Annotated in this window: 25 protein-coding genes and 2 pseudogenes; 4 read left to right on the top strand and 23 right to left on the bottom strand. The window is 42.3% G+C overall.

The window, feature by feature from the left end:
- Positions 1-195 precede the first annotated feature (195 nt).
- From AX677_RS03730 to rlmB, 10 genes and pseudogenes are all read right to left on the bottom strand, one after another.
- The gene (locus AX677_RS03730; protein WP_002926014.1) at positions 196-2316 is read right to left on the bottom strand and encodes a heavy metal translocating P-type ATPase; all 2121 of its coding nucleotides are present in this window, start codon (positions 2314-2316) and stop codon (positions 196-198) included.
- Between the two features lie 13 nt (positions 2317-2329).
- Positions 2330-2532 (bottom strand): annotated as a pseudogene (locus AX677_RS09015) (CopY/TcrY family copper transport repressor); the annotation flags it as partial.
- Positions 2533-2683: 151 nt separating this feature from the next.
- Positions 2684-3156 (bottom strand): annotated as a pseudogene (locus AX677_RS03725) (hypothetical protein); the annotation flags it as partial.
- Positions 3157-3244: 88 nt separating this feature from the next.
- A complete protein-coding gene (locus AX677_RS03720; protein WP_002926019.1) occupies positions 3245-5374 on the bottom strand; it encodes a heavy metal translocating P-type ATPase in 2130 nt (709 codons plus the stop codon).
- The gene (locus AX677_RS03715; protein ID WP_002926021.1) at positions 5367-5735 is read right to left on the bottom strand and encodes a metalloregulator ArsR/SmtB family transcription factor; all 369 of its coding nucleotides are present in this window, start codon (positions 5733-5735) and stop codon (positions 5367-5369) included. The genes AX677_RS03720 and AX677_RS03715 overlap by 8 nt, the downstream gene beginning before the upstream one ends.
- Positions 5736-6217: 482 nt before the next feature.
- The gene (gene rpsI / locus AX677_RS03710; protein ID WP_060976213.1) at positions 6218-6610 is read right to left on the bottom strand and encodes a 30S ribosomal protein S9; all 393 of its coding nucleotides are present in this window, start codon (positions 6608-6610) and stop codon (positions 6218-6220) included.
- Positions 6611-6628: 18 nt separating this feature from the next.
- On the bottom strand, positions 6629-7075 hold the full coding sequence (gene rplM / locus AX677_RS03705) for a 50S ribosomal protein L13 (RefSeq protein WP_002893769.1): 447 nt from the start codon (positions 7073-7075) through the stop codon (positions 6629-6631).
- A 180-nt stretch (positions 7076-7255) separates the two neighbouring features.
- On the bottom strand, positions 7256-8119 hold the full coding sequence (locus AX677_RS03700; protein WP_060976212.1) for a DegV family protein: 864 nt from the start codon (positions 8117-8119) through the stop codon (positions 7256-7258).
- Entirely contained in the window at positions 8109-8630 is a 522-nt protein-coding gene (locus AX677_RS03695; protein WP_002902298.1) for an NYN domain-containing protein, read from the bottom strand. The genes AX677_RS03700 and AX677_RS03695 overlap by 11 nt, the downstream gene beginning before the upstream one ends.
- Positions 8627-9355, bottom strand: a complete 729-nt coding sequence (rlmB, locus tag AX677_RS03690; protein ID WP_049547666.1) for a 23S rRNA (guanosine(2251)-2'-O)-methyltransferase RlmB — start codon at positions 9353-9355, stop codon at positions 8627-8629. Before rlmB ends, AX677_RS03695 begins: the two co-directional genes overlap by 4 nt.
- Before the next feature lie 152 nt (positions 9356-9507).
- On the opposite strand from rlmB, the gene AX677_RS03685 reads away from it, so the two are divergent.
- Entirely contained in the window at positions 9508-10464 is a 957-nt protein-coding gene (locus AX677_RS03685; RefSeq protein WP_049547636.1) for an aromatic acid exporter family protein, read from the top strand.
- A gap of 122 nt (positions 10465-10586) precedes the next feature.
- On the opposite strand, the gene AX677_RS09600 is transcribed toward AX677_RS03685, so the two are convergent.
- The 9 genes from AX677_RS09600 to pnp form a co-directional block, all read right to left on the bottom strand.
- Positions 10587-11009: a hypothetical protein gene (locus tag AX677_RS09600; RefSeq protein ID WP_002905370.1), complete on the bottom strand. Its 423-nt coding sequence runs from the start codon at positions 11007-11009 to the stop codon at positions 10587-10589.
- Between the two features lie 286 nt (positions 11010-11295).
- Positions 11296-11727 carry a hypothetical protein gene (locus AX677_RS03675; protein WP_060976211.1) on the bottom strand — a complete coding sequence of 144 codons (432 nt, stop codon included), beginning with the start codon at positions 11725-11727 and terminating at the stop codon, positions 11296-11298.
- A 19-nt stretch (positions 11728-11746) separates the two neighbouring features.
- Entirely contained in the window at positions 11747-12139 is a 393-nt protein-coding gene (locus AX677_RS03670) for a Mini-ribonuclease 3 (RefSeq protein WP_060976210.1), read from the bottom strand.
- Entirely contained in the window at positions 12132-13475 is a 1344-nt protein-coding gene (gene cysS, locus AX677_RS03665; protein ID WP_060976209.1) for a cysteine--tRNA ligase, read from the bottom strand. Before cysS ends, AX677_RS03670 begins: the two co-directional genes overlap by 8 nt.
- A gap of 17 nt (positions 13476-13492) precedes the next feature.
- The gene (locus AX677_RS03660; protein WP_060970667.1) at positions 13493-14014 is read right to left on the bottom strand and encodes a dihydrofolate reductase family protein; all 522 of its coding nucleotides are present in this window, start codon (positions 14012-14014) and stop codon (positions 13493-13495) included.
- 8 nt (positions 14015-14022) lie between these two features.
- Entirely contained in the window at positions 14023-14787 is a 765-nt protein-coding gene (locus AX677_RS03655; RefSeq protein WP_060976208.1) for a nucleoside phosphorylase, read from the bottom strand.
- Positions 14788-14800: 13 nt separating this feature from the next.
- Complete coding sequence (locus AX677_RS03650; RefSeq protein ID WP_060976207.1) at positions 14801-15019, bottom strand: YdeI/OmpD-associated family protein; 219 nt, start codon at positions 15017-15019, stop codon at positions 14801-14803.
- 30 nt (positions 15020-15049) lie between these two features.
- On the bottom strand, positions 15050-15667 hold the full coding sequence (cysE, locus tag AX677_RS03645; RefSeq protein ID WP_045634346.1) for a serine O-acetyltransferase: 618 nt from the start codon (positions 15665-15667) through the stop codon (positions 15050-15052).
- Between the two features lie 86 nt (positions 15668-15753).
- Entirely contained in the window at positions 15754-17952 is a 2199-nt protein-coding gene (gene pnp / locus AX677_RS03640) for a polyribonucleotide nucleotidyltransferase (protein WP_060976206.1), read from the bottom strand.
- 470 nt (positions 17953-18422) lie between these two features.
- Here pnp and AX677_RS03635 point away from each other — a divergent pair, with 470 nt between their 5' ends.
- The 3 genes from AX677_RS03635 (at position 18423) to AX677_RS03625 (ending at position 22724) form a co-directional block, all read left to right on the top strand.
- Positions 18423-19784 carry an MFS transporter gene (locus AX677_RS03635; protein WP_060976205.1) on the top strand — a complete coding sequence of 454 codons (1362 nt, stop codon included), beginning with the start codon at positions 18423-18425 and terminating at the stop codon, positions 19782-19784.
- 115 nt (positions 19785-19899) lie between these two features.
- Positions 19900-21696 carry an oligoendopeptidase F gene (gene pepF / locus AX677_RS03630; RefSeq protein WP_060976204.1) on the top strand — a complete coding sequence of 599 codons (1797 nt, stop codon included), beginning with the start codon at positions 19900-19902 and terminating at the stop codon, positions 21694-21696.
- Positions 21697-21866: 170 nt separating this feature from the next.
- Positions 21867-22724: a hypothetical protein gene (locus AX677_RS03625; RefSeq protein WP_060976203.1), complete on the top strand. Its 858-nt coding sequence runs from the start codon at positions 21867-21869 to the stop codon at positions 22722-22724.
- Positions 22725-22936: 212 nt separating this feature from the next.
- Here the strand turns inward: AX677_RS03625 and AX677_RS09505 are convergent, their stop codons facing one another.
- The 4 genes from AX677_RS09505 to AX677_RS03605 form a co-directional block, all read right to left on the bottom strand.
- Positions 22937-23287 (bottom strand): hypothetical protein, encoded by a 351-nt coding sequence (locus tag AX677_RS09505; protein WP_060976202.1) that lies wholly within the window; start codon positions 23285-23287, stop codon positions 22937-22939.
- Between the two features lie 208 nt (positions 23288-23495).
- Entirely contained in the window at positions 23496-23810 is a 315-nt protein-coding gene (gene trxA, locus AX677_RS03615) for a thioredoxin (RefSeq protein ID WP_060976201.1), read from the bottom strand.
- An 18-nt stretch (positions 23811-23828) separates the two neighbouring features.
- Positions 23829-24050 (bottom strand): DUF4649 family protein, encoded by a 222-nt coding sequence (locus tag AX677_RS03610; protein WP_002899027.1) that lies wholly within the window; start codon positions 24048-24050, stop codon positions 23829-23831.
- A gap of 188 nt (positions 24051-24238) precedes the next feature.
- Positions 24239-24652 carry a YjdF family protein gene (locus tag AX677_RS03605; protein ID WP_060976200.1) on the bottom strand — a complete coding sequence of 138 codons (414 nt, stop codon included), beginning with the start codon at positions 24650-24652 and terminating at the stop codon, positions 24239-24241.
- Positions 24653-24801 lie beyond the last annotated feature (149 nt).

The raw sequence follows: 24801 nt of genomic DNA, 5'->3' as shown, positions 1-24801 counted from the left end.
TCTGATCTATATTGGGTTTATCAATTACTTTATGTAAAAACCAGTTTGCTACCGTAATAAATTAAAAATCGTGTTGGTAGAAAAATCGTCTACTTCTACCAACACGATTTTACAAAGAGCCAGTACTTACATCTCTTTTTCTCCTGTAAAACTATTGTATCTTGATACTTTAAGGAGTTTCAATCATTCGATCTGTTAACCGTTATTTTTTGGATATAAACTTAATAACATCGCATTAATGGCGACGATGACTGTTGACACAGACATTAGGATTGCTCCTAATGCAGGGCTTAATGTGATACCAATAGGAGCCAAAATTCCTGCAGCTAGAGGGATAGCTATAAAGTTATAACCAGCTCCCCAAAATAGGTTTTGTTTCATTTTACGAGTTGTTTTGTGTGCTAATTCAATGAATGATTCAATATCTCCTGGATCGGATTGAGTCAATATGACATCAGCTGAATCCAATGCAACTTGAGTTCCAGCACCTATAGCTATACCAACATCTGCTAAGGCAAGAGAAGGAGCATCATTTACACCATCACCTACCATGATAACTTTCTTTCCTTCATCTTTAAGTGTTTTAACCAACTCATATTTGTCTTGTGGAGATTGATTTGATCTATATTCAATCCCTAAAACTTCTGCTGCGCCTTGAGCCGCTTTTTCATTATCACCTGTTGCCATAATTGGTTGAATATTGTTCTTTTTAAGAGCTTTAATTAACTCTTTACTCGTTGGTTTTAATTCGTCCCCTAAAGCTACAGCACCAATGGCATCATCGTTTTCTACTAAGACACTAAGAGTTGCTCCTTTTGGAATATCCATATCAAGATTACGTCCATAGGCTTTTTGACTGATTAATTGGTAACGGTGCCCACCTGCTTTACCCTCTACTCCAGAACCGGAAATCACATCAATCGAATCAAAAGATGCTGGACGTATATCTTGCTGCTCGGCGAACCTTATAATTGATTGAGCAATTGGGTGGCTAGATCCTCCTTCAATACCTGCCAATAAGGCAATGATTTCCTCTTTTGTATATTTGTCATTAAGAAGTTTTACATCTAATACTTTAAATTCACCAGTTGTTAAAGTACCCGTTTTATCTAAAATGATCACATCTGCATCTTGAGCTATTTCTAAGGCTTGGCGGTCTTTTACTAGTAATCCACGGCTAGCCCCTAAGCTTGTGCTACGGGCGGTTACTAATGGAATAGCCAGACCCAATGCGTGCGGACAAGCAATAACTAATGTAGTAATAGTAAATATAACTGCCGTTGGGATATCTCCAATAATCATCCACACTACAAAAGCAATTAGCGCGACAATAACAGCAATATAGAAGAGCCATCCTGCAACCTTTTGCGCAATATTTTCTGCTCTGGAAGGCTGACTTTGAGCTTGGCTGATTAAATTCTGAACTTGAGAGATGAAGGATTGATCACCTGTCTCATTCACTTTAATATAAAGAACCCCTTCTCCATTTGTTGAGCCTCCGATTACTTCATCGCCAGGGCCTTTTTTTACTGCTTTTGACTCCCCAGTTAGAAGAGCTTCATTTAAACGTGATTCGCCACGCTCGATAATCCCGTCTGCTGGCACATTTTCTCCGGCTTGAACACGAATTAAATCACCTACCTTTAAGTCAGCAACTGGTCGTGTTTCAATTGAATCGTCTTCTAATACAACGTGAGCATCTTTCGGCACTAACTTGGCCAATTCTGCTTGTGCGTCTCCTGCTTCTCCAATAGCTTTCATCTCAATCCAGTGACCTAATAGCATGATTAATAGTAATGAAGCAAATTCAAAGAAAAAGTCCATCACGTGTTCACCCGTTACGTAGGTAATGATCACAGCATAAATACTGTATGAATATGAAACACTTAAACCTAAAGAAACGAGTGCCATCATTCCAGGTTCTTTTTGTTTAAATTCGTCAACTGCACCTTGATAGAATGGACGTCCACCATAAATAATTAATATAGTAGATAAAATAGCTACTACAATATCAGAATATGGAAAAGTAAACTGGAATGGTAGTTCAAATCCATGCAAAGGGACTAAGAGCATAATAATGATTCCTAGTGGCAATGACTTTAAGAAAAGTTCCTTAAAGCTTCCGTGATGATGGTGGGCATGCCCTCCGTGCCCACTGTGGTCATGCCCACTGTGCCCGCTGTGATTATGCCCGCTGTGATCATGCCCACTGTGATCATGCCCAGCATGATGTTCTTGATGTTTATCCTTATGGTCTCCATGTTCATCTGTGATTCCATGCTCGTGTTTTAACTTATCCATGTTGTCATTATTCATTTTAAATTCCTCCTTATGCTAAATGATGATGTAAATGACATTCGCATTGTCCTTCTGGACAATTGCAATCCACTTCTTCTAGTGCGAAAGATTTTTCATCTCTAATATTTTTTCTAGTCGTTCTATATCATCGAAGCTTAAAACATGATCGTCAATGATACTTCTTATTACATTTCCGACTTTCTTATTGCAAATACGGTTAAAAATATCTTCTGCATCTGTGATATAAGTATTAAATTCTATTGTGCTCATTCTCCTTTCCCCCTAGTTGTCTACAGATGTGAACAAACATGTTCGAAGTAAGTTTACTATTGTAAACAAATTGTGTTAAGTATTTTTAACAAATGTAAGGAACGCTTATAGCTTTTTATCTCTCCCCTTCTATCTCATAATAATTTTCATAGTTTTTCCTATACTGAACAAGGTCAGAAAATTGTTCTTTTTTTCTTGCAATTTATCGAAGTTTGATAGTATTTCTTTTGTTTTTGGTAGCTTTTTATAGTTTTCTAAAATTTCTTTAGCGGCAATTTTATATACGGGAAGTTCGCTATAATACTCCTCTGCAAATTGTTTATCTTCAAGATTTTTCTTGTGGTATTTATAGATTTCACGATACTTATTTATAGTATTTATATTTTCCATATCTTGAGATAAACTCTTCATTTTAGTTTCAATGTTCTTTATTTTATCTAACAAATCTTGTCTATCATCGGCAGATTTTTTGATTAGATCATCGAGCTGGGTAATGGAATTAATGCCTTGTTCTCTTAATTTAATTATTGAATCTGCCATTGTTTTGATATTATGTTTCCTTGCCCAAACTTCATAACCTTTGGCACTGACCCCCGTAAATGAGAATTAAATAAAAACACCCAAAAAGTTAGATTTTCTGTCTAACTTTTTGGGGTCAGTACAACCATTTTAGAACCTATTCTTTGATTTTCAATAAGCGTAAACTGTTTAATGTTACAAGTAAAGTTGCTCCCATATCAGCAAATATCGCTATCCAAAGTGTTAACCAACCGGGCATGACCAAAAGTAATGCCACTAATTTAATCGCCAAAGAGAAGGTAATGTTTTGCTTGATGATTGCTAAAGCCTTACGACTTAATTTTATTGTATATGGCAATTTACTCAAATCATCAGACATTAAGGCGATGTCAGCCGTTTCTAAAGCTGTATCAGTTCCAGCACCACCCATTGCTACACCAACGGTAGATGCCGCAAGGGCTGGAGCATCATTCACGCCATCTCCGACCATCCCCACACTTTGATGTTTTTCTCGAAGTTCTTTAATAAAATTAAGCTTATCTTCTGGAAGTAAGTCAGCTTTAATATCCGAAACACCAACTTGTTTTCCGATGGCTGTTGCCGTTCTTTGGTTATCGCCTGTTAGCATCACTGTTTCGATTCCCATATTGTTCAACTTGCCGATAACTTCTTTAGACGATTCCCTCATTTCATCGGCTACGGCAATAAACGAAAGAATTTCTTTTTCTGTTCCTAACACCATCACCGTTTTACCTTGAGTTTGCATATCGGCAATTTTTTCTTTTTTATCGCTTGAAATGCTTCCGTGTAATTCCTCAAAAAGATTTTGACTTCCCACATAATACATTTCATTATTTATTTTGGCTTTAACGCCTTTACCTGTAATGGATTGAAAATCCTCTACTGTTACTTCATTGAATTTTAATCCATTTTCTTCTGCTTTTCGCATAATCGCTGAAGCAAGAGGGTGCTGCGATCCTTTTTCAATGGCTGATGTTATGGTTATTAATTCATTTTCATTTCTACCATATGTCACAATGTCTGTTACAGCTGGAATCCCTTTGGTTAATGTTCCTGTTTTATCAAAGGCTATCGCTTTTAAGTGTCCTGCTGCTTCTAAATGGATACCACCTTTAATTAATACACCATTTTTCGCTGCATTTCCTATTGCTGTAACCACAGCAACTGGAGTTGAGACTACTAAGGCACAAGGACAACCAACCACTAATACAGCTAATCCTTGATAAATCCATTGGCTCCAGTCTCCGCCAAATAATGGTGGAACTACTGCAATTAAAAGAGCTAGTATGACAATAGCTGGTGTATAGTATTTTGCAAATTTCTCGACAAACGCTTGAGAGGGGGCCCGTTCTGCTTGGGCTTCTTCTACCAAGTGAATGATTTTTGAAAGAGTGGTATCTTCAACTCGTTTTGTTACTTTAACCTCAAGTAACCCTTCTTCATTCAAGGTTCCTGCAAATACTTCATCATTTGTGATTTTCGTTACTGGAACACTTTCACCTGTAATCGCAGCCTGATTTAATGTCGATGTACCTTTAACCACTATTCCATCCATTGCTAACTTTTGACCGGGCTTAACTATCATGATGTCTCCAACTTGAATCTCATCAACATGAATCATCATTTCTTCATTGCCTCGTCGAATTAACGCTTCTTTTGGGGCAATATCCATTAAAGATTCAATAGATTGACGTGCTTTATCCATTGAATAACGCTCTAATGCTTCACTAATCGCAAATAGGATAACAACGGTTGCCCCTTCACCCCATTCACCAATAATTGCAGCTCCTATAATGGCAATAGTCATAAGCGTATTCATATCGAAATTTAATCTGCTTAAATTTTTGAGACCTTTAATAAATAACGAATATCCACCGATTAAAATGGACGCTGCATAACCAATTGTCGGTAGAACATGCTCTTCACCATACTGCTCTCCTAAGAACCAGCTAACTACAAGTAAAAGAGCTGATATATATACCTTAATGTTTTCTTTCTGCTTCCAAAAAGGTTCTCCTTCTACCCTTTGTTCTTTTTCATCTCGAATTTTTAAATTTTCAAATGCTCCTGCTTTTTCTAATTCTTCAATGGTTGTCGTCCCTTTAACATAAACTTTAGATGCTCCGAAATTTACTTTCGCATCCTGAACACCGGGAAGTTCTTTAACATTATTTTCAAAAATGGCTGCACAGTTCGTACAAGTAAATCCTTGAACACGATAGGCTTTCATTTCTTCTTCGAACTGTTTTGCTTTCCCACTAGACATTGATCTTCACCTCTTTCTTAAGTGCCAATGCAATCATCATAATTTGTCTGATATGCTCATCATCTAATGAATAAAATGCAAGTTTTCCCTCTTTTCGAAACTTAACAATCCCTTGCTTATGGAGCGTTCGTAGGTGATGAGAGGCATTTGCAACCGTAACACCTATAATATTTGCAATATCACACACACACAGTTCGTCATCTTGACACAATGCATAGGTAATTTTTGCTCTATTTTTATCTGCAATAGCTGTTAACATTTGGGCAACACTAGAAATATCTACTGTCTGTAAATTCCCTTGTATTCGATTGACCTTTTCTTCGTCATAACAATAAATTTCACAAGTATCTTTGTTAATCATATTCTCACCTCAATATCATTCAAGTATTTGCTTGAACATAGTATAACCCTTTTCATTAATTAAGTCAAGTGTTTTTTGGCACTGACCCCCGTAAATGAGAACTAAATAAAAACACCTCCAAGTTGGATTTGACACAATATAATCAAATGCACATGGAGGTGTCTTTTTATTAAATTCTCACTTTTTGGGGTCAGTCCCTTAAAACATGCTATTTTTATCATTGATAAATATTAATAGCTAACTTTCCGAAAAACAACTATTTTTTATACAAAAAAGACATCCAAGAGAAAATTCTTGAATGTCTGTAAACGTTGATAGTATCGTATTGATTAACGTTTTGAGGCAACTGACTTGTCAGGTTGCAGCCACATTTGTAAGCGACTAAAGTCGCAACAACTGTGTCAATTGCACCAATTTAGTATGGAAGCATAAAAAAGAACACCCCGAAAGGTGCTCTTTGTAAGTATAGTAATTCTCTCGAATTAACGTTTACTAAATTGTGAAGCTTTACGAGCTTTTTTCAAGCCTGGTTTCTTACGTTCTACCATGCGGGCATCACGAGTAAGAAGTCCTGCGCGTTTCAATGAATCGCGGAAGTCTGGGTCTACTTGAAGAAGAGCACGAGCGATACCGTGACGGATAGCTCCTGCTTGACCAGCGTAACCACCACCTACAACGTTAACGAAAACGTCGTATGAACCTGCAGTTGAAGTAACTGCGAATGGTTGGTTGATGACCAAACGAAGGTCAGCGTGTGGGATGTACTCTTCAACATCTTTTTTGTTAACAGTGATTTTACCAGTTCCTGGAACAAGGCGAACGCGTGCAACAGCGTTTTTACGACGTCCAGTACCTGCATATTGTGCTTGTGACATACTTTATTGTTCCTTTCCTTAGATAAGTCCTGAAATATCAAGAACTTCTGGTTGTTGTGCAGCGTGAGTGTGCTCAGCGCCTACAAATACTTTCAGCTTCATACCTTGAGCGCGGCCAAGAGTATTGTGCGGAAGCATACCTTTAACAGATTTTTCGATCAAACGAACAGCATTCTTAGAGCGAAGCTCACCTGCTGAGATTTGTTTCAATCCACCTGGGTACATAGAGTGAGTGTAGTAGATCTTATCAGTCGCTTTTTTACCAGTCAATTTTACTTTTTCAGCGTTGATAACGATTACGAAGTCACCTGTATCAGTGTGTGGTGTAAAGGTTGGTTTGTTTTTTCCGCGAAGTACGCTTGCTACAACAGCAGAAAGGCGTCCAAGAGGGACATCAGTAGCATCCACTACATACCATTTGCGTTCAACTTCACCTGGCTTAGCCATGTATGTTGTTTTGTTCATGATTTCTCCTATGAATATCGTTTTTGTTTACAGGGCGGATGTTCCGGTCCGCGAGTTATTTGAAAGGTTCCGGGGCCTTACAAATGGGGTAAACAATACCGCCTACTATCATATCAAAAATAGTAGGCAAAAGCAATAGATTTGAAGCAATTATTTATGAAATAGCGATTTCATGTTTTCTTAGTCTTGAATGTCTTGGGCTATACTAAAGAGTCCCAAAGTTCCCGGACCAGTATGGGTAGAAATGACAGGTCCCAGAGGCATAAGGAGAATTTCCTCCACTTGGTCGCTTTCCAGCAGCTGGGCTTTTAAACTCTCAGCAACTTCTTTGGCACCTGCATAGGCGATGACCACCCGCGGATCAGCAACTCCCTCCAGAGTCATGCGGACTACTTCGGCCTGCGCCTTCTTCTTGCCGCGAACCTTAGCGACCGAGTCCAGAGTCCCATCTCCCTTGACAGCGATAATCGGCTTGATATTGACCAAGCTCCCCATAAGCGCAGCAGTTTTGGAAATCCGACCTCCCCGCATGAGGTGATTGAGGTCATCAACCAGAAAATATGTCTTAACCTTAGGCACCAAGCTCTCAATCAAGTCTGCTGTCTGCTCCAAGCTCTGACCTGCCGCTCTAGCTTCTGCCGCTTTCATGACTAAAAGTCCTTCACCCATGGAAGCAGCCTTGGTATCAATGATGCGAATCAGTGCATCTGGAAAATCTTCCATGACGATTTCTCGCGCCATAACTGCACTCTGATAAGTACCCGATAGGGCCGAAGCAAAGGCTACATAGAGAACTGGCATTCCTTCCTTAGCATAGCCGCGAAAGACATCTTCAAACTGGCCGACATTGATTTGGCTGGTAGTCGGCTTACTGCCGGACTCCATCTTGTCCAGAAGTTCTTGGCTAGTCAGCTTGCCTGCACCAACCGTCTCATAAGTTTGACCATCCAGCTGAATGGTCAGGCCTAGGACCTGCACATCATTTTCCTGAGTCCAATTGTCTAGCAGGTCTGCTGTTGAATCGGTTAAAATTTTAAAGGTCATCTTTTTTCTCCATCATTTTTTGTAAATCGCGCAAAGATTGACTATCCATCGGTCGCAAGGGCGGTCTTTGCAGGTTGATTTGTCCGCTCAGTTTATTAAGGTCTGATTTGGTAACAGCCACTCGCTTCTCTAACTCTCTAGCAGACACTCTCAAAGCCCCTTGGGCAAAGACAGTCCACTGCTCATTGAGATCGCTGGTCGCAACCGACACCTGATTTTTAGGTGTGTTGAGCTCAGCTGCCAAGCGCTCAATATAGTCATCAGCCGTTTCCTCCTCTTCAGTGAAAACGACCGTTACATTAAACTCCTCGTAGGTCTGCCGAACTCCCGGCATATACTGGGCATCGAAGACGCAGATAACTTCCAGTCCTTCAAAGCTGGCATAATTGCTGAGCTTCTGAAGCAGAATCGTTCGCGCTGCATCTAGCTCTCCGCGGTTAAAGTAAGGACGAGTCTCCCGCCAAAAGGCCGTCATATTGTAGCCGTCCACCAGTAAGATTTTTCTTTTCATAGGCGATTGCGAAAGACTTCATACATGAGAATAGCCGCTGCGACACTGGCATTGAGGCTCTGGACATGCCCATTCATGGGAATGGAAATCATCTCGTCCACCTGCTTTTTAATATTGCTTGAAATCCCCTTACCTTCGTTACCGATGATGAGGGCCAGCTTGCCTGCTGTATTCCACTTATGAGAAGGCGTCCCCTGCATATCTGTACCGAAAATCCAAAAACCAGCTTCCTTGAGCTTGTCCAGAGTCTGGCTTAGATTGGTCACACGGGCAATGGGAATATGCTCAATGGCACCTGTTGAAGTCTTGGCCACGACCGGTGTCACACCGACTGCCCGGTGCTTGGGAATGATAACTCCAGCCACATTGGTCGCGTCAGCTGTCCGCAAGATAGAGCCTAGATTATGCGGGTCAGTCAGCCCGTCCAAAATCAGCAAAAGCGGATTGTCTTCCTGCTCTGCTTTTTTCAACAGCACCTCGAAGTCAGTATAGGCGAACTCCGCCACCCGCAAGACAAACCCTTGGTGAACAGCCCTGTCAGTCATTTCCTGCAAGGTCTTCTTAGGTGTCCAAGATATGGAGACCTTTTTTTCCGCTGCTAAATCTTTGATTTTATCGACCTTTTTCCCACGCAGGTCGTCTTGAATGTAGAGTTTATTTCCAGTGTTAGCTGCGAGAGCCTCTGTCACCGCATGCACACCGTAGACAATATCGTTTTTTTCCATAGGACTAGTATAACACAAAGGCGAAAAAATGGCGGCAGGATTTACTCGGGCGAGACAGAATTCTGCTCTGATAAAAAGCAATCAACAGCCCCCAAGATTCCTCGCCTGTCGTGCTATAATAGAAAGAAGTCTAAAAAAGGAAACTCTTACTCATGTCTCTCCTCCAACGCACCATCAAGCTGGTACTAGCTACCTGTCTCGCTGCTTGGCTGGCTGACTTTTTAGGTCTGACCTACTCAACTTCAGCCGGAATTATTGCTATCCTCAGCGTGACCGATACCCGCCGCAGCACTGCAAAGCTAGCTGGCAATCGCTTTTTATCTACCCTGCTGGCTCTTGCTATCGGAAGTCTGGCCTTTCACTTCCTAGGTTTTCATCTCGGAGCATTGGCCATCTATATCGCGATCTATGTGCCTCTGGCCTTTCGCCTTGGCTGGGAAATCGGCATTACCCCCAGCACCGTCCTCGTCACCCATCTGCTCTTAGAAAAATCCACTTCCTGGTCTCTGCTTGGAAATGAGCTAGCTCTATTTCTTATTGGAACTGGCTTTGCACTCCTAGCCAATCTCTATATGCCCTCGTGTCAGCAAGAGATTGACAGCTACCACGAGCAAGTGGAGGAACAGCTGAAAAAGATTCTCCTGCGCTTTGAATATTTCTTAAAATCTGGAGACGGCCGAAATGATGCAGCTCTGATCAAGGAGCTGGATAAGATTTTGCAACAGGCCTTGCAGCTGGTCTATCTGGACCACTCCAACCACCTCTTTCACCAGACCAACTACCATATCCACTATTTTGAAATGCGACAGGCCCAAAACCGTATCCTGCAAGACATGGCCAGCAATATCAACAACTGCCATCTAGCAGCCAGTGAAAGCTTGATTTTAGCCCGCCTCTTCTCCCAGACCGCTAAGCAACTGAGCCAAGAAAATCCCGCCCGAGACCTCTTGGACGAGATTGACAACTATTTGACCGTTTTTCGGGAGCGACCACTCCCTAAGACCCGCCAGGAATTTGAAACCCGCGCCATGCTCCTGCAGCTCCTGCGAGACTTGGAAACCTTTATTAGGATTAAAGTGGAATTTTACGAAAATTATAAAGAAGACTAGCTGTTTTATTTTGCAAATAAAGTACTAACACAAAAAAAGATAAAGACTTTTAATCATCTTTATCTCCGAATTAAAATAATTTGTTTTCATTTCATGACATCGGCTATATAACTGATGTCTTTTTAATTAGGTTCCTTAGTGTCATAAACCTTGTTGCCCTTAAAATAGACGTAATAGTCCTTATCATCCTCGTCCGCCCAAACGAAGCGAGTAAACATACCAGTCACATCCAGACCACGTGGTTTCCCTAGTTTTTTGACAACATCTTGGGCTGACATTCCTTTGGAAATACCGCTTAAACTTTCCACCTGCTTAGAGGAAGTGAATGTAATAAGCTTATTCATAACAACGGAATTTTCATCATAACCAATAAGGATTGTATAATTATCCGACTTCCACAGATCACCTCCACTACTGAGCTCTGAAGTTGGCTGACCCAGCTTAGCACGTACTTCATCCTTTTTAGTAGCAACCCGATCAGACTCTTCTTCAAAATAAATGAGATTGATTGATTTAAATTCTTCCCACTTATCAATATCTTGCATATCAGTAAGGGCGTCCAAAGATTGACCAAAGTCATTAAAGAGAGTGTATGGATCATCTTCAATTGCAGAAGACGAACTAGATGAGCTATAGTCATAGTCGTCATCAGAGTATTCTTTTTTCGAAGATGAACTCTGTTTTCTAGAGTAGCTAGAGCTAGATGAGGACGAAGTATTGCCACTTCGTCTGAAAAGAGGGACAAACATGCAGGCGCTAAGTGTCATCAGACTAAACAAGCAGACTGCAAACAATATAAATTTTTTCATAAGATTCCTTTATTCAATAATATTACTCTTCGATATCAATTCCTTTGGATTCAAATAAATCACGTACTTCTTTAGAAAATGGAAAGATTGTTCCGTCAATGGTTTTCAAATTCGAAAACTGCGATAGCTCTTTTTCACTCACATTTTCCAAATCAAATTGATCATCTTCACCATCCCATAAAGGGATTAATTGCGCATAGATATCATTACCTCCATCAAAGAAGAGGCTTTCCACATTCTGCGCATACTCTTTAGGTATTTCCAACTGTTCGAAATAAGCCTCTACTTCAGGAATTGGTGTCTCATAGAAGTCTTCTGGATCTACAGATAATTTCTCAGATTCACAAAAACTGTAAACGTCAAATCGTGGCTCAAGCACGTTTTGTTCATACATCAACTCCTGAATAATAGCCAACTTAAAATTAAAATTATCAAATTGTAAGAAATCACTCATCATTTACTTCCTTTCAGAATCAAAACGAGACTTCAATCTTCCGAATACACCAGCCAATCAGCTCTTCCAGTCGCTCAATGGATTCGGTCATATGCAGGTAGCCCATGACTGCCTCAAAGCCGGTAGACATCCGATAGGTGACGATATCTGTATTCTTAGCCTTGGTGTGGCTGTTGGCATTGCGGCCGCGCTTGTAAATATCCTCTTCCTTCTCCGTCAGAAATCCTTCTTCCAGCATGAGAGAGATGAGATTAGCCTGAGCCTTGGCAGAAACGTACTTGGTCGCTTCCCTGTGCAACTGATTAGGCTTAGTCAGACCTTGAAAAATCAGGTGGCGTCTTATATACATGGAGTAGACAGCATCTCCCTCAAAGGCGAGGGCAATGCCGTTAATCAGGTTGACATCAGTCACGTGTCCACCTCACTCCGTCCTTAGTATCCAAAAGCTTGATGCCCTGAGCGGCCAAGTCATCTCGAATACGGTCTGCAGTCGCAAAGTTACGATTGGCACGCGCTACTTGGCGCTCCTCAATCAAGCGCTCAATGTCTGCGTCCAAAACTTCTTCTACAAAGACGATACCGAAAACTTCTAAAAGCTTGGCAAAGGCTTCCTTGACTTCAGCGGTGTAGTTACCAGAATTGATCCACTTGGCTAGCTCGAAGACAACCGTGATACCGTTAGCCGCATTGAAATCTTCGTCCATAGCAGCTGTGAACTTGTCTAGAAAGGCTTGCAGCTGAGCAGAGTCTGCCTGGCCAGTGAAAGGCTGCTCATAGGTATTCTTCAAATACTTGAGGTTGGTCGCTGCATCATGAACTGCTTTTTCTGTGAAATTAATGGGCTTGCGGTAATGCTGGGTAGCAAAGAAGAAACGCAACACCTGACCATCAATGGTCTTGAGGGCATCATGAACGGTGATAAAATTGCCCAGAGATTTGGACATCTTAACATCGTCAATGTTGACAAAGCCATTATGCATCCAGTAGTTGGCAAAAGTCTGACCAGTCTTGGCCTCTGACTGGGCGATTTCATTGGTATGGTGAGGAAACTCCAAGTCTGCTCCTCCACCGTGGATATCAATAGTATCACCCAAAATCTCCGTCGACATGACCGAACACTCGATGTGCCAGCCTGGGCGACCTGCTCCCCAAGGACTGTCCCAAGAAATCTCACCTGGCTTAGCTGCCTTCCAGAGAGCAAAGTCCACTGGATTTTCCTTACGAGCGGTCTCCTCATCTGTCCGACCAGAAGCACCCAACTCCAAGTCAGCCAAGGTTTTGTTGGCTAGTTTGGCATAATTGTGAGATTTTTCGACGCGGAAGTAGACATCGCCCTCTGACTCATAGGCGTAGCCTTTGTCAACCAAGTCCTCAACAAAACGGATGATGTCAGCCATAAACTCCACCACCCGCGGATGACGAGTCGCAGGTTTTACACCCAGAGCTGAGACATCCTCACGAAAAGCTGCGATATACTTATCAGCCACTTCTTTTGGTGTGATGCCTTCTTCCTTGGCGCGATGGATAATCTTATCATCTACATCTGTAAAATTGGAAATATAATTGACCTCAAATCCCCGATACTCAAAATAGCGACGAACTGTGTCAAAAGCTACTGTTGAGCGGGCATTGCCGACATGGATATAGTTATAAACCGTCGGACCGCAGACATACATGCGAACCTTGCCCTCTTCAATGGGCACAAATTCACGTAGGCTGCGGGTCATGGTGTCGTAAATTTTAATCATGCGGTCCACTCCCTTCTCTATTTCTGACTTTTTCGGCTGAAAACCAGCTCTGCAAAAGGGCCAAATTGTCTGAGGCTATCCAGTTGGTAAAAGCGCCGCCCTTCCTCTTGGGTAAAGAGGGGAACCCCCTTTCCTAGGATAAGGGGCGCTATCTGAATAATGAGGTGGTCGAAAAGATCCGCATCCAAGAGCGGTCCTACCAAGGAATTACCACCAATCACAAAGACATTTTTGCCTTTGTCAATCTGGTGAACAAAGTCCACCACATCCCCAGCTACTGGCTGGTAATTGCTGACAGGCAGGTGCCTATCATGCGTAAAGACATAATTTTCCGTAGCTTGATAAAAACTTTCTACATCTTGCAAATCTTGGATTTCCTCAAAGGTCCGCTTGCCCATGATGGTGATATCCATTTGCCTGTAAAAGTCATCATAGCCTGTATCCTCTACAGAACCAAGCTGATGCAACCAGTCTATCCTGTGCTGGCTGTCTGCCAAGTAGCCATCCATGGTGATACAGCCGTAAAAATATACTGCCATTCTTGTAGTTACCTTTCTAGTTCCTTTGCTATTGTCAAAGCGATAGTGAAAAAAGTCATGGCATCAGCTGTCCGCTCTTCATGGCGGGCATCCCAGGTTCTGTTATGATGATCCACATAGTCAGCTGTGTAGAAGAACTGATAGACTTTACTCTTGCGAAATTGACTCCAAGCCATGATAGCTGAAGCTTCCATATCCACCACTTGTGCACCAGCAGCCAAGCGACGCTTGACCTTATCAGGCGTTTCTCGATAAAAGGCGTCAGTCGTCCAAGACTTGGTGCGGATATGCTCGATATTGTGCTTGTCAAAGATGGCTTCCAGCTCGATCAGCAGAGACTCGTCATAGGCTACTTCATCACCCGGTGGGGCATAGTGATAGCTAGTCCCTTCATCTCGCAAAGCAGCAGCTGGCAGGATGATCTTATCCGCCTCAATTGAGTGGTCCAAAACGCCACAGGAACCTAGAATGATGAAATTCGTGAAGCCTCTGGCCGCTAACTCCTCCAGTTGGCCAACTATCATGGGAGCCCCAATTGGAGACAACATAACTGCTAGCTTGCTAGGTCCTTGGCCATAAATATACCATGGATGCTGGCCGTTTATGCTTTTCAAATAGCCTCCCTGATAGACTTCCTCTGACTCAACCAAACGTTTCAGAATTTCGCCATTAAAGGACAGGATGATGGTTTCGCATACCTCACCCTTGTCATGGACTGGCTTTTCAGTTGGCTCAATAACCGCTGCTACATCTTCAAATTCCTCTAATAGCATAACTTCTCTTTCTTTAAGGCTCCAGCAAATCCGCCTTCATTTTATTTAGACGGCGCAGTTTGGTCTCATCTTTTTTGGCTTCACTGATATAATGAGCCCATTCTTGCTGGTGGCTAGGTGGCAGTTTAATAAAGCGCTCCTTAGCAAGACCATCCAAGTGTTCTTGTAACTCAAGGACTGCCTGGTTCAAAATTGCATCTGATAAATCTGACATGTCGGTTCCTCCTGTCATACTCCACTTCGATAACTTTGCTACCCTTTCCTAGAGACTTGACGAATGGTGGCTGGCTTCACGGGCATGCTCTAACTTGTCTAGATAGTATTCCCGTTTCTCCTCTACTTCGTGAATGGTTGGCTCATCTTTCTCACCGTGAACACGGACAATCTTCGCTGGAACTCCGACCACTGTCACATCACTAGGCACATCAGATACAACTACTGCACCCGCCCCAACTTTGGCTTTCTCACCTATTTCAATAGGGCCAATCACCTGAGCGTGGGCCGAAATCAGCGCCCCTTTTCGGACAGTCGGATGACGTTTGCCCGTATCTTTTCCTGTACCACCTAAGGTAACACCGTGGTAAAGCATGGCTCCCTTCTCCACAACAGCTGTCTCTCCAATCACTAGGCCACTGCCGTGGTCAATAAAGACACCTGATTCAATCTGGGCTCCAGGATGAATCTCAATCTGAGTCCAAAAGCGCCAGAATTGACTGTGCATTCGTGCTAATAGCTTGAAATTATGCTTCCACAAAAAATGAGAAAGACGATGAGCTGCCAAGGCTTTAATCCCTGGATAAGTCAAAAGGACCTCTAGGGAATTTCGAGCTGCTGGATCATTTTCTTTTACAATATCAATGGTTTCTTTCCACCACCCCATCTTCTTCTCCTTTCATGATGTAAAAAACAAGGGAGCTGGCCCAAGAATTGCAACGCAACTGAGCCCTACTACTCCTTGTTTGTCTTTTATTCTTCTGTTTGAGCAAGAGGTGCTTCTTCATGTTTCTTATGAGGATGCCCCTTACCATGATGCTTATCATGGTGCTTGTCTGATTTTTCAGGTTTAGGTGGACGTGGCAAGAGAGCTTTCATGGAAGCATCTACCCGACCTTTGGCATCAATCTTGATCACCTTGACATCCACTTCATCACCGATTTGTACAACGTCCTCGACATTATTAGTCCGAGTCCAAGCTAGCTCTGAGATGTGAACCAGGGCATCTGTCTTGTCAAAGAGATTGACAAAGGCACCGAATTTCTCAATCCGAACAACCTTGGCATGGTAAACTTCATCCACTTTTGCTTCGCGGACCAAGCCAGCAATGATTTCCTTGGCACGATTGATGGCGTCTTGGTCGCTAGAGTAGATGGACACATTTCCTTCTTCATCAATGTCAATCTTAACACCAGTCTCAGCGATAATCTTGTCGATGGTTTCCCCACCTTTTCCGATGACAATCTTAATTTTGTCCACATCAATCTTGATGGTGTCGATTTTCGGAGCAGTTGGAGCCAACTCAGGACGTGGAGCTGGAATTGTCGCTTCAATCAAGTCCAGAATTTCAAAGCGGGCTTTCTTAGCCTGAGCAAGAGCTTCTGTCAGGATTTCCGCTGTAATTCCTTCAATCTTGATATCCATTTGGAGAGCTGTAATACCGTCACGAGTACCAGCCACCTTAAAGTCCATATCACCAAAATGGTCTTCCAAACCTTGAATGTCCGTCAGAACCGTGTAGTTGCTGCCATCTGAAATCAAGCCCATGGCAATACCAGCAACCGGAGCCTTAATCGGCACTCCACCGGCCATCAGAGCTAAAGTGCCCGCACAGATAGAGGCCTGTGAGGAAGAACCGTTTGACTCCAAGACTTCTGCTACCAGACGAATAGCGTAAGGAAACTCTTCCAAGCTAGGCAAGACTTGCTCCAGAGCACGCTCCCCAAGAGCACCGTGTCCAATTTCACGACGACCAGGAGCCCCATAACGGCCTGTCTCACCAACAGAGTATTGCGGGAAATTATAGTGGTGCATGAAGCGTTTCTTGTATTCTGGATCCAAGCCGTCAACAATTTGCGTTTCTCCCATTGGTGCTAGAGTCAGAACAGACAAGGCTTGGGTTTGCCCGCGAGTAAAGAGACCAGAACCATGCACGCGAGGCAGATAATCCACTTCTGCATCCAGCGGACGGATTTCATCAACCTTACGACCGTCAGGACGGACCTTATCTTCGGTAATCAAACGACGCACTTCTGCATGCTCCATTTGCTCCAAGATTTCTGCCACATCACGCATGATGCGGTCGAATTCTTCGTGATCTGCATATTTTTCTTCATAAACTGCTGTGACTTGGTCTTTGACAGCCTGAGTTGCGGCTTCACGCGCCAGCTTTTCTTCTACTTGCACAGCTTTTTGCAAGTCGCTGTTGTAGGCTGCGACAATCTCTGCCTGCAACTCTTCATCAACATGCAACAGTTCTACTTCTGCTTTTTCCTTGCCGACCGCTGCGACAATTTCTTCTTGGAAGGCAATCAATTCTTTGACTGCTTCATGCCCTTTGAGAAGAGCTTCCAGCATGATATCTTCAGACAGTTCCTTAGCTCCGGATTCTACCATGTTGATAGCATCTTTGGTACCAGCTACTGTCAGTTCCAAAAGTGAAACTTCTTTTTGCTCCTTGCTAGGGTTGATAATGAATTCGCCGTCTACATAGCCAACTTGAACTCCTGCAATAGGCCCATTAAAAGGAATATCTGATATAGAGAGAGCCAGAGAGCTACCGAACATAGCAGCCATTTGAGGCGAAGCATCTTCGTCATAAGAAAGAACAGTATTGATAACCTGAACTTCATTGCGGAACCCTTCCGCAAACATAGGGCGAATCGGGCGGTCAATCAAGCGGGCAGTCAAAGTCGCATCTGTTGACGGACGGCCTTCGCGCTTGTTAAAGCCGCCAGGATATTTCCCAGCTGCATACATTTTTTCCTCATAGTTGACCTGCAATGGGAAAAAGTCACCAGTAGCCATCTTTTTGGACATGGTTGCCGCAGTTAAAACGGTACTTTCTCCATATCGAACAACGGCGCTGCCATTTGCCTGCTTTGCAACCTGACCGGTTTCAACTACCAGCTCACGACCTGCAAAAACGGTTTTAAAAACTTGTTTTGTCATAAAGACTCCTTGCCGAGCACATGCTCAAATTTTTTCATACGCCTTGGCTACAAAGATCAAGATACTAAGACCGTCAAAAGCAAAGTAAAAATAGGAAAGTGACGAAGTCTTCGATGAAGACAGTTTATCTTTTTTACACAGCTTTTAGGTCGTGTTCAGTTAGCACTTTGGCTTTAATATCATGGCCTTAGTAGCTTATTATATCCTCATCTTTGTATCAAGCACGTATAGACCTTATTTTACCACAATTTCAGGCAAAAGAAAAAGGCTGAAAATGGCTTTTTTCTATAAAAGTACTGAAAACCTATTTTTCTTTTCTATAGCTGATTATAGTCAGCTGTCAGAGTTCGTTTTTCCCCTTTCGATTCGTCAAACAAGATGGCGGTAAAGCCACTATTCACTTTTCAAAGTGAACTTCTTGCTTTATAATAAATACAGTGATTCATTTCAAACATGTAAAGGAGACTATCGTGCCAAATCATCAAACAGTTGAAAAGAAAGATTTTTTCTCGCTCCTTGCGACAGCCTTAGTCTGCTTTGCAGGCATCTTATCTGAAACCAGTATGAATGTAACCTTCCCGCATCTAAGCAAGGTCTTTGGCTTAGGATTAGGAACACTGCAATGGATTACAACAGGATATTTATTAGCAGTAGCCATTACGATTACTTTAGGAGCAACCTTAGCCCACAATTGGAAAGAGAGAACCATCCTCTTTACTGCTTTGGCTAACTTTTGCTTGGGAACTCTGATTGCCATGTTGGCTTCAAGCTTTCCCATCTTGATGGTAGGGAGAATCCTACAAGGAGGGGCTACTGGATTAGCCATTCCTTTGCTCTTTAACTTAATTGTTGAGCGTGTTCCTAAGCAAAAAATTGGAACCTACATGGGCTTGTCTGGGATGGTGGTCAGCCTAGCACCAGCAATTGGACCGACTTACGGTGGTTTTATGATTAGTCGTTTTGACTGGCATATGATTTATACCTTTATTCTTCCTGTCCCAATCATTTCCTTTATTCTTGGCTTTTTCTTTTTAAGAAGTTCCGAGAAGTCTAGGAAACGCATCTTTGATCTTCTCTCATTTCTCCTCTTAGCAAGCTCACTCGTCTTTGCCATTGTAGCTATCTCTAGCTTAGAAGAAGGACATATTGATTGGCTCTATCTTGTTCTCTGCATAGTGCCACTAGCTTGCTTCATCTATCGGAGCTTGAAAATCGATCATCCATTCCTAGATATTCGTATCTTAAAGCAACCAACAGTCTTATTGGCTATTTTGCCCTTCTTTATTTTTCAGTTCATCAACCTATCGGCCAATTTTCTGATTCCCAACTTCCTGGTCATAGAAAAAGACATTTCAACAGCTCAAGCAGGATTTGCACTGCTTCCAGGAACCATGCTCGGAGCCTTCCTTTCGCCTTTCTTTGGCAAACTCTATGATACAAAAGGCCCGAAATCAACACTTTTTACAGGAAATTCACTTCTTTTCCTCGCTGTATTCTTGCTCCTTATCTTCACAAAGGAACTCACCTTAACAGCTGTTATTGCGATTTATATTTGCTTTACCTTGGGGCGAAACATGGCCTTCAATAACACACTTGCCCTAGCGACGACTCAAGTTGATAAGGGAAAGACTGCAGATACGACCGCGCTCTTTCAGCTGGCCCAGACCTTTGCGGGTGCTATAGGTACCGCAGTAACAGCTGTCATCGCCAATCAAGCTCCCAATATGACAAAAGGAACTCAAAACGTCTTCACCCTTTTATTTGGCTTGGTTATCTTCGTATTCTTGTCTTATCTACTGCTTTTTAAAAAGATTGCAGCAAAGAAACTTTAACATTTATCCCTGACCTGATAAACATCTAAAAATTACTGACTCATCCTTCTCCTCCAAAGACATTTTGGGGGATTTTTTGCTATACTATTTCTATATACGACAAAAGGAGTAAACTATGGAACAAAAACATCGTTCTGAATTTCCAGAAAATGAACTCTGGGACCTAACGGCCCTTTACCAAGACCAAGAGGACTTCCTGCGGGCCATCGAAAAGGCCAAAGAGGACATCCAAAAATTCGTCCGTGATTACCAAGGTAATCTCAGAACTTTCGAAGATTTTGAGCGGGCATTTGCTGAGTTAGAGCAGATTTATATCCAAATCAGCCATATCGGCAACTACGGCTTCATGCCACAGACCACTGACTTCGGTGATGAGAGCTTTGCGCAGATTGCCCAAGCAGCTATGGAGTTTGAGACAGAGGCCAATGTCGCACTCAGCTTCTTTGACGACGCCCTAGTCGGTGCGGATGAAGCTGTATTAGAAAAACTGGGCCAAGAGCCCCATCTGACTTCAGCTATCCGCCAGGCTAAAATCAAAAAAGCCCACTATCTGGGAGCGGATGTCGAAAAAGCCTTGACTAATCTGGGCGAAGTCTTCTACAGTCCACAGGATATTTACACTAAGATGCGGGCTGGCGACTTTGCTATGGATGACTTCGAAGTGGATGGCAAAGTTTACAAAAATAGCTTTGTCACCTATGAGAATTTCTACCAAAACCATGAAAACGCAGAAATTCGCGAAAAATCTTTCCGCTCTTTCTCTGAAGGCCTTCGTAAGCACCAAAATGCCGCTGCAGCTGCCTATCTGGCTCAGGTCAAGTCTGAAAAACTGCTAGCTGACATGAAAGGCTATGACTCTGTCTTTGACTACTTACTGGCAGAACAAGAAGTTGATCGCTCTATGTTTGACCGGCAGATTGACTTGATCATGAGCGAATTTGCTCCAGTTGCTCAGAAATACCTCAAGCATGTCGCTAAGGTAAACGGACTTGAAAAAATGACCTTTGCCGACTGGAAGCTGGACTTGGACAGCGAGCTCAATCCTGAAGTCAGCATTGACGATGCCTATGACCTCGTCATGAAATCAGTCGAGCCTCTCGGACAAGAGTATTGTCAAGAAGTTGCCCGCTACAAGGAAGAACGTTGGGTCGACTTTGCGGCCAATGCCGGAAAGGACTCTGGAGGCTATGCTGCGGATCCTTATCGGGTTCACCCTTATGTCCTCATGAGCTGGACTGGTCGCATGAGTGATGTCTATACACTGATTCACGAAATTGGCCACTCTGGTCAGTTTATCTTCTCTGACAATCACCAAAGCTATTTCAACGCCCATATGTCCACCTACTACGTGGAAGCACCGTCTACCTTTAATGAGCTCCTGCTCAGCGATTATCTGGAGCGCCAATTTGATAACCCTCGCCAAAAACGATTTGCCCTGGCTCACCGTCTGACGGATACTTACTTCCACAACTTCATCACCCACTTGCTAGAAGCTGCCTTCCAACGCAAGGTCTATACTTTGATTGAAGAAGGCGGAACTTTCGGTGCAAGCAAACTCAACGCTATCATGAAAGAAGTCTTGACAGAATTCTGGGGCGATGCCGTTGAAATCGACGACGATGCTGCCTTAACTTGGATGCGCCAAGCCCACTACTACATGGGACTCTACAGCTATACTTACTCCGCAGGTCTGGTCATCTCTACCGCCGGCTACCTACATCTGAAAAATGACGAAAATGGTGCCCGTGACTGGCTTGAACTGCTCAAATCTGGCGGAAGCAAGACTCCGCTTGAGTCAGCTATGATTATCGGAGCAGATATTTCGACAGACAAACCACTCCGCGATACTATCCAGTTCTTGTCTGACACAGTTGATCAGATTATTGCCTACAGCGAGGAGTTGGGGGAATAAGTCCATATCTTTAGAATCAGACTCAGATTATTCATCTGGGTCTGATTTTTGAATCCCTTTAGAAAATTTTAAAAAAATCTATATTTTAAATTTTTACAAAAATATCTATTGAAAACGCTTCCTTTTTGTGATATGATGTCCTTGGATAAATATCCGAAGGGAGTTTTAATATGAAAAAAATTTTTGAAAAGCCGACCTTGAAGAAAATATTACTTGTTCTGGCAGTTCTCTTCGTCATCATTCTTGCACCAATCACCATGCCATTGATGTTCCTAGGAGGATGCTTTGGCATTTGGCGTTTCACTAAACGAAAACCGAATATTCAAAAGCGCAATATCGCCATTGCTGTCACTATTGTCGGAATATTAGGAACCTATGCAGTAGGGAAGTTAACCCCTGATGTTATTAAAGAGCAGACAGAACAAAGCCAGGTAACAAAATTTACATCGAATAGTTCCTCAACTAGCTCATCGTCATCACAAACTAGTAGCTCTACAGCATCTAGCAGTAAAAAAGAAAAAGAAAAAGAAAAACAAGAGAAAGAACGTAAAGAAAAAGAGTTAAAGGAAGCTCAGAAACAAAAGCAGGAAGAAGAGAAAAAAGCTCGCGAAGAACAAGCACGTAAAGAAGCGGAGACTAAGAAAATTGTTGAGGAAGCCAATCAGGCTGTCCAACAGCTTGAAAATAATCAGATTGCAGAAAATATTTCTCCGGCACAGGCAGCAGTCGAACGCATTGCAGATCCAACTACAAAATCGAACTTGACGGATCGCATCGGACGAGTTCAAAATGCAATTAACCAGCGGGCTGAAGAAGCACGCCTTGCAGAGCAAGAACGCCAAGAAGCAGAGAGACAGGCAGCGGAACAACAACAAACAAGAACGGTTTATGTCGCTCGAAACGGAACTGCGGATGTATATTGGTATAGCATGGAGAACATGCCATCCAATACACGTTTTGACAAAGTCGTGCCCATGACAGAAGCAGATGCAATTGCCTCTGGAAAGCGACACACAAGTAAAGAATAATATAAAAAGAGATGAATAAGAAAGAATTTTCCTTTCACCTCTTTTATCCTCAAGACAGTATGTAGAAAATGACAAACCACTGCGCGACACCATCCAATTCCTATCTGATACTGTAGATTAGATTATTACCTACAGCGAGGAGTTGAGGCAATAAAAAAACAAAATCAGCTTGAAGCAAATCTTCAAGCTGATTTTTAATCTATATAAAAAATTTAAAAAGATCTGAATAAGTGCAGGTAGAGCAAAATATAGATAGCAAAGCAACCTATCAATATAAGCCATCTTGTCCAGTACTGTGACTTAGTATAATTCTTCATTCGCAGCAACCCGATGAAAAACCAAATCAGACTCCAAAAAACCAGACCTAATATCTGAGGAGCAAAATACGAAATTAAAAGTAAAACAGGAATCAACAAAGCCAATACTAGTATGATTCTTTTTTGCGTTATCTGCTCTCTAGGAATCATCCAGCCTACAAAAAAACACAAAACCGCTGGAGCAACAAATGGTGTAAAAATCATAAAGATAAATAAAATATATTTTAAAAACTCAATAATAATCATCACCACATTCCCATCGTGTTTTAAATAACCTAGTTCTCTAGCGCGACCCTTTGGAAAAAAATTTACCTCTACTTATTATACCTTAAAATATGCATTTTTAAATAAAAATTTTAAATTGACTCATTATTGTTATAATCGAAATAAAAAAGACTACTCCAAACAAGAGCAGTCTCATTTTAAAACAGATCTATATAACCGTAATCTTACTTTATCCCAACTCCGCCACAATGGCTTTAATCTGCTGGGCAGTATGAACGCCCGCTACCTGCTTGACGGCTTGACCATCTTTTTTAAAGAGCAAGGTCGGGATAGACATGATGCCAAAAGCGCGTGCTGTAGCTGGATTTTCGTCCACATCCATCTTAACAATCTTGAGCTCATCTTCGGAAAGTTCCTCTGAGAGCTTGTCAAGGATTGGCCCCTGCATCCGACAAGGTCCGCACCAAGTAGCCCAAAAGTCAATGAGCACTAATCCATCTTTTGTTTCTTGCTCAAATGTCGCATCTGTGATTGCTTTTACCATTATTTTTCTCCTTTATTCTTAGTCAAACTTTGTCAAATCCTGCTTCATCAGGAAAAAGAAGACATCTCCATAAGTGCCCTGGTAGTTCAAATCATGACCTTTATAAGTCAATTTTTTAACTGGGTAATAATCTGCCACTCCAATCAAGCAGGCTTGCTGGGATTGCTCAAACTCCTGATAAGACTCAAAGGTCATCTTCCGCTCCTGCTTGACAGCATCCAAATATGTAATTTCAATCATAACTTCTCCTTTTTAAAACTACGCTTGTAATTTTTATTTTATGATTATATTGTAATATCTTTTGTTACATCTGTCAAATGAAACGACTTGGAGAAATCACTTCGCTTTTCAAGCCACTCACCGATTGCCTGACAAACAAAAAAGCCTCCCATCGGAAGACTTTCCCATATAAATAAGAAAAACCAGGCTCAATGCCCCTTGTGCTTTTCCAACCGTTTTTGCTGTTTGAGTTCGAATTTCCTTTGCTTAGCCAGTTCTTTCTGCTGCTTGCGCTTGACTCGAGCGATTTTCTTTTGCTCTTCAAATTGCAGCTTCAGCGCTTCCTGAGACTTTGAAGAACGTGAAGCCAGCTGCTCTTTTTTAGCCTGTCTCTGCAAGCGTTTGGGACTGATGGACTTAGCCTTCTCCTTTACCCTGATGCTAGGACTAAATTGCAACCGATGATAATAACGGTTTAGAAAATCCAACAATTCCTGCGTGCTAGGCTCTGCACCAAAGGTGACTCGGCAAACTCTATAAGATTGAGCATGTTCCTGCTCGAAAAGACCGTGCCAAAATCCCTCTTCAAAATAAACTGTCAGCGTCATTGAAATCTTATCCATGACAGCACCTCCTTTAAAAATCCCTAAGAATGGACAACCAAGGAGGAAGGTTACTGAAAAAAAATGGATTTTTGCGTCTGGACTACCAACCAGAACTGTGTTTTTATCTTAGTAGCTACAGTCTAGCAAGATTTTCTAAAAAATTCAAG

It is taken from the genome of Streptococcus sp. CCH8-C6 (assembly GCF_001557225.1).
Lineage (GTDB): Bacteria > Bacillota > Bacilli > Lactobacillales > Streptococcaceae > Streptococcus > Streptococcus sanguinis_C.
The sequence above is the reverse complement of the archived record's forward strand: the minus strand, read 5'-3'. Positions and strand labels throughout refer to the sequence as shown.

Coding starts and splice junctions, on each gene's coding strand:
- AX677_RS03730 (WP_002926014.1), bottom strand. CDS start 2,316: ATGAATAATGACAACATGGATAAGTTAAAACACGAGCATGGAATCACA.
- AX677_RS03720 (WP_002926019.1), bottom strand. CDS start 5,374: ATGTCTAGTGGGAAAGCAAAACAGTTCGAAGAAGAAATGAAAGCCTAT.
- AX677_RS03715 (WP_002926021.1), bottom strand. CDS start 5,735: ATGATTAACAAAGATACTTGTGAAATTTATTGTTATGACGAAGAAAAG.
- rpsI (WP_060976213.1), bottom strand. CDS start 6,610: ATGTCACAAGCACAATATGCAGGTACTGGACGTCGTAAAAACGCTGTT.
- rplM (WP_002893769.1), bottom strand. CDS start 7,075: ATGAACAAAACAACATACATGGCTAAGCCAGGTGAAGTTGAACGCAAA.
- AX677_RS03700 (WP_060976212.1), bottom strand. CDS start 8,119: ATGACCTTTAAAATTTTAACCGATTCAACAGCAGACCTGCTAGACAAT.
- AX677_RS03695 (WP_002902298.1), bottom strand. CDS start 8,630: ATGAAAAGAAAAATCTTACTGGTGGACGGCTACAATATGACGGCCTTT.
- rlmB (WP_049547666.1), bottom strand. CDS start 9,355: ATGGAAAAAAACGATATTGTCTACGGTGTGCATGCGGTGACAGAGGCT.
- AX677_RS03685 (WP_049547636.1), top strand. CDS start 9,508: ATGTCTCTCCTCCAACGCACCATCAAGCTGGTACTAGCTACCTGTCTC.
- AX677_RS09600 (WP_002905370.1), bottom strand. CDS start 11,009: ATGCAAGATATTGATAAGTGGGAAGAATTTAAATCAATCAATCTCATT.
- AX677_RS03675 (WP_060976211.1), bottom strand. CDS start 11,727: ATGAGTGATTTCTTACAATTTGATAATTTTAATTTTAAGTTGGCTATT.
- cysS (WP_060976209.1), bottom strand. CDS start 13,475: ATGATTAAAATTTACGACACCATGACCCGCAGCCTACGTGAATTTGTG.
- AX677_RS03660 (WP_060970667.1), bottom strand. CDS start 14,014: ATGGCAGTATATTTTTACGGCTGTATCACCATGGATGGCTACTTGGCA.
- AX677_RS03655 (WP_060976208.1), bottom strand. CDS start 14,787: ATGCTATTAGAGGAATTTGAAGATGTAGCAGCGGTTATTGAGCCAACT.
- AX677_RS03650 (WP_060976207.1), bottom strand. CDS start 15,019: ATGACAGGAGGAACCGACATGTCAGATTTATCAGATGCAATTTTGAAC.
- cysE (WP_045634346.1), bottom strand. CDS start 15,667: ATGGGGTGGTGGAAAGAAACCATTGATATTGTAAAAGAAAATGATCCA.
- pnp (WP_060976206.1), bottom strand. CDS start 17,952: ATGACAAAACAAGTTTTTAAAACCGTTTTTGCAGGTCGTGAGCTGGTA.
- pepF (WP_060976204.1), top strand. CDS start 19,900: ATGGAACAAAAACATCGTTCTGAATTTCCAGAAAATGAACTCTGGGAC.
- AX677_RS03625 (WP_060976203.1), top strand. CDS start 21,867: ATGAAAAAAATTTTTGAAAAGCCGACCTTGAAGAAAATATTACTTGTT.
- AX677_RS09505 (WP_060976202.1), bottom strand. CDS start 23,287: ATGATTATTATTGAGTTTTTAAAATATATTTTATTTATCTTTATGATT.
- trxA (WP_060976201.1), bottom strand. CDS start 23,810: ATGGTAAAAGCAATCACAGATGCGACATTTGAGCAAGAAACAAAAGAT.
- AX677_RS03610 (WP_002899027.1), bottom strand. CDS start 24,050: ATGATTGAAATTACATATTTGGATGCTGTCAAGCAGGAGCGGAAGATG.
- AX677_RS03605 (WP_060976200.1), bottom strand. CDS start 24,652: ATGGATAAGATTTCAATGACGCTGACAGTTTATTTTGAAGAGGGATTT.